Origin of the sequence: Microbacterium sp. B19, assembly GCF_000333395.1 — a bacterium.
Classification (GTDB): domain Bacteria; phylum Actinomycetota; class Actinomycetes; order Actinomycetales; family Microbacteriaceae; genus Microbacterium.
On record NZ_BADA01000019.1, the window covers coordinates 1 to 2989 of the forward strand.

5 protein-coding genes are annotated in these 2989 nt (G+C 71.8%); 2 read left to right on the plus strand and 3 right to left on the minus strand.

What is annotated here, in order from left to right; genetic code table 11:
* Positions 1 to 62 precede the first annotated feature (62 nt).
* Together I5G_RS19680 and I5G_RS00350 are read left to right on the plus strand one after the other, a co-directional pair.
* Positions 63 to 227 (plus strand): hypothetical protein, encoded by a 165-nt coding sequence (locus I5G_RS19680; RefSeq protein ID WP_022877269.1) that lies wholly within the window; start codon positions 63 to 65, stop codon positions 225 to 227.
* Complete coding sequence (locus tag I5G_RS00350) at positions 224 to 907, plus strand: GntR family transcriptional regulator (protein ID WP_022877270.1); 684 nt, start codon at positions 224 to 226, stop codon at positions 905 to 907. The genes I5G_RS19680 and I5G_RS00350 overlap by 4 nt, the downstream gene beginning before the upstream one ends.
* Here I5G_RS00350 and I5G_RS00355 read toward each other — a convergent pair.
* The 3 genes from I5G_RS00355 to I5G_RS00365 are packed head-to-tail and all read right to left on the minus strand — an operon-like array spanning position 900 to position 2940.
* Complete coding sequence (locus tag I5G_RS00355) at positions 900 to 1604, minus strand: SDR family oxidoreductase (protein ID WP_022877271.1); 705 nt, start codon at positions 1602 to 1604, stop codon at positions 900 to 902. The genes I5G_RS00350 and I5G_RS00355 overlap by 8 nt on opposite strands.
* Positions 1601 to 2506: an NAD(P)-dependent oxidoreductase gene (locus I5G_RS00360; protein ID WP_022877272.1), complete on the minus strand. Its 906-nt coding sequence runs from the start codon at positions 2504 to 2506 to the stop codon at positions 1601 to 1603. The genes I5G_RS00355 and I5G_RS00360 overlap by 4 nt, the downstream gene beginning before the upstream one ends.
* A complete protein-coding gene (locus tag I5G_RS00365; protein ID WP_022877273.1) occupies positions 2506 to 2940 on the minus strand; it encodes a Xaa-Pro peptidase family protein in 435 nt (144 codons plus the stop codon). Before I5G_RS00365 ends, I5G_RS00360 begins: the two co-directional genes overlap by 1 nt.
* Between the last annotated feature and the right edge of the window lie 49 nt (positions 2941 to 2989).

Consider the following 2989-nt stretch of genomic DNA (forward strand, 5'->3'; position numbering starts at 1 on the left):
CGCTCTAAGTCGACGACCTGGATGCCGCGGTCGCCCACCTGCACGCCCATGGCGTCGACGTCATGGGCGAACCGGTCGTCAGCGGCGCGGCGTCGGCGGGGCAGCGCTGGATCTACTTCCGCGCCCCCTGGGGCATGCAGTTCGAGCTCGTCAGCTTCCCCGACGGCAAGGCCTACGAGAGCGACGCCGAGACGCTGCTGTGGCACCCCGCGAGGCCCGCCGAATGAGCGGCCCGCTCGCCGTCGCGCGGGATCACGGGCGCGCCGGCTCGGGAATCGCCGACACGCTGCGCGACGAGATCCTCCGTGGCATCCATCCACCCGGGACCCGGATTCGGCAGGAAGACCTCGCGGCCCGGCACACGACGAGCCGCATCCCGGTGCGCGAGGCGCTGCGCATCCTCGAAGCCGAGGGACTCGTGACGCTCGTCGCCAACTCGGGCGCGTGGGTGTCGCGCCTGACGCTCGCCGAGTGCGAAGAGCTGTACCTCGTGCGCGAGCGCATCGAACCAGTGCTGATCGGGATGAGTGCGCCGCTCCTCTCCCCCGCCGACCTCGACACCCTCGACGACCTGGCCGCACGCATGGAGCACGCGGATGCCGAGGACTTCCTGCGCCACGACCGCGAATTCCACTTCGTCACCTACGCGCCGGCCCGCACCGTGATGCTCGGCGACACGGTCGTGGGGCTGTGGAACCGGACGCACCACTACCGCCGCGCCTTCGTCACCGCGGCGCACGCCCGGCACGACGGCGCCGCGCACCTCGACCACCGGCTGCTCGTCGCCGCCCTCCGCCGCGGCGACGCCGAGGAGGCCGCCCACGTGCTCGAGCGGCACATCCGGCGCACGCGCATCGAGCTGGAGCGGCATCCCGAGATCTTCGGCGACGAGTCGGGCGTCAGGTGATGCGCCAGCCCCGATCGACGTAGAGGTTGGTCGCCGAGACGCCCTCGTTGTGGAGCAGGAACCGGGTGGCATCCACCACGTCGTTCATCGTCGCGAGTTCACCGCCGGGCGTGCGGGACGAGTAGCCCTCGAGGACGCCCGCGGGCTTCCCTGCCCAGAACGGGCTGTCGCCGATGATGCCCGGGTGCAGCGCGTTGACGCGCAGCGGGGCGAGCTCGAGCGCGAGGGCCGTGGTGAGCCCCTCGACGCCGCCGTTGATGGTCGAGACCGTGACCGACCCGGGGTACGGAGCGTCCTTCGCGCGGCCGCCGAACAGCACGATGCCGGTCGAGCGCTGCGGAACGAGCCGGTCCAGCAGCGTGTGCACGGTCTCGGTGTACCCCACGAGCTTGAGGGTCACCAGGCGCCGAGCGCGGGCGATGTCGTAGTCGCGCACGGTGTTCGCGTCGCGCTCGATCGCGGCGAGCACCAGTCCGTCCAGTTCGCCGACGTCGGCGAGCGCGGGGGCGATGTCCTCCGGCTCGGAGATGTCGACCGCGATCCCACGGACGTTCGGGCCGATCTCCTCGGCGATCGCCTGGGCGGCGATCGCGTCGCGACCCGTGAGCGTCACCTCGTGGCCGTCCGCGGCGAGCGACGCGACGATCTCGCGTCCGATGCCGGACGTGCCCCCCACCACCAGATACCTGCGGCTCATGCCGCACCTCCTTCTCGTTCGTCATCGGATGCCGGCAGGAGGCCCCGCCGGGTGACTTCGGCCGCCGCGCCCCAGTCGAGGCGGGCGAGGCCGGGTTCGGCGAGCGCACGCTCGAACACCGCGGTGAGCGCGGCGAGCGTCGGCAGATGTGTCCCGGTCTCGCCCGCGATCTCTGCGCTCAGCCGGAGATCCTTGTAGCCCAGGGCCACGTCGAACCCGGGCGGGTCGTACGCCTGCCGCGCGATCATCCCGCCGTAGCCGCTGTACACGACCCCGGCGAACAGCGTCGACGTGAGGATCTCGACGAACAGTCCGGGATCGACGCCGCGCGCTTCGACGAGGGCGACCGACTCCCCGATCGCCTGGATCGCGTGGATGATGTCGTAGTTCACCGCGATCTTCACGGCGTTCGCGGTCGACGGCTCCGCACCGAGCGGCCACAGGCGCGCGGCGAACAGCTGCAGGAACGGCTCTACCTCGGCAACGTCGTCGGGCGCCCCCGCGACGAGCACGTTGAGCTTGCCCTCCGCCGCGACGGTGGGGCGCCCGAGCACCGGAGCGGCGACGTAGCGCGCCCCGGCCACCGCGAACCTCCGCTGCAGCTCCCCCGCACCGGCGGGGCTGATCGACGCCATGTTGACGTGCACCCCGCCCGACGCGGATGCCACGGACGCGGCATCCAGGACGGAGAGCGCCGCGGGATCGTCGGCGAGCATCGAGAACGACACCGGGTGCGCGAGCGCGTCCCCGGGCGTTGCGCAGGCCACGGCCCCGACCGCGACGAGGTCGTCGACCGGCCCGCGCGAGCGATTCCACACGTGCACGTCGTGGCCGGCGTCGACGAGGCGGCGAGCGAGCGCCGCCCCCATCGAGCCGAGGCCGAGGAATCCGACCGACGCCATCACGCCTCCCCGCGGCCCCACGTCGTGTTCAGGTGCGACTGCGAGTCGCGCTGGTTGTTCAGCGGGCCGCCGACCGCGATGTAGCGGGGACCGGCGATCAGCAGCTCTTCGGCGGGGAACTTCGTGATGACCTCGCACCCGTCGGCGGTCACGACGACCTCCTCCTCGATGCGTGCAGCACCCCAACCGTCCGCCGAAGGCCAGTACGTCTCGAGGGCGAACACCATGCCCTCCTTGAGCTCCTCCGGGTGGTCGAATGACACCAGCCGCGAGAAGATCGGCTTCTCCCAGATCGACAGGCCGACCCCGTGGCCGTACTGCAGGGCGAAGGCGGCTTCCTCGTCCGCGAAGCCGAACTCCTGCGCGGTCGGCCACACCGAGACGATGTCGGCGGTCGTGGCACCCGGGCGCACGAGGGCGATCGCCCGGTCCATGTATATAGGGGGCCCGGGTGTAGGCATCCTTCTGCTCGTGCTCGCCGCC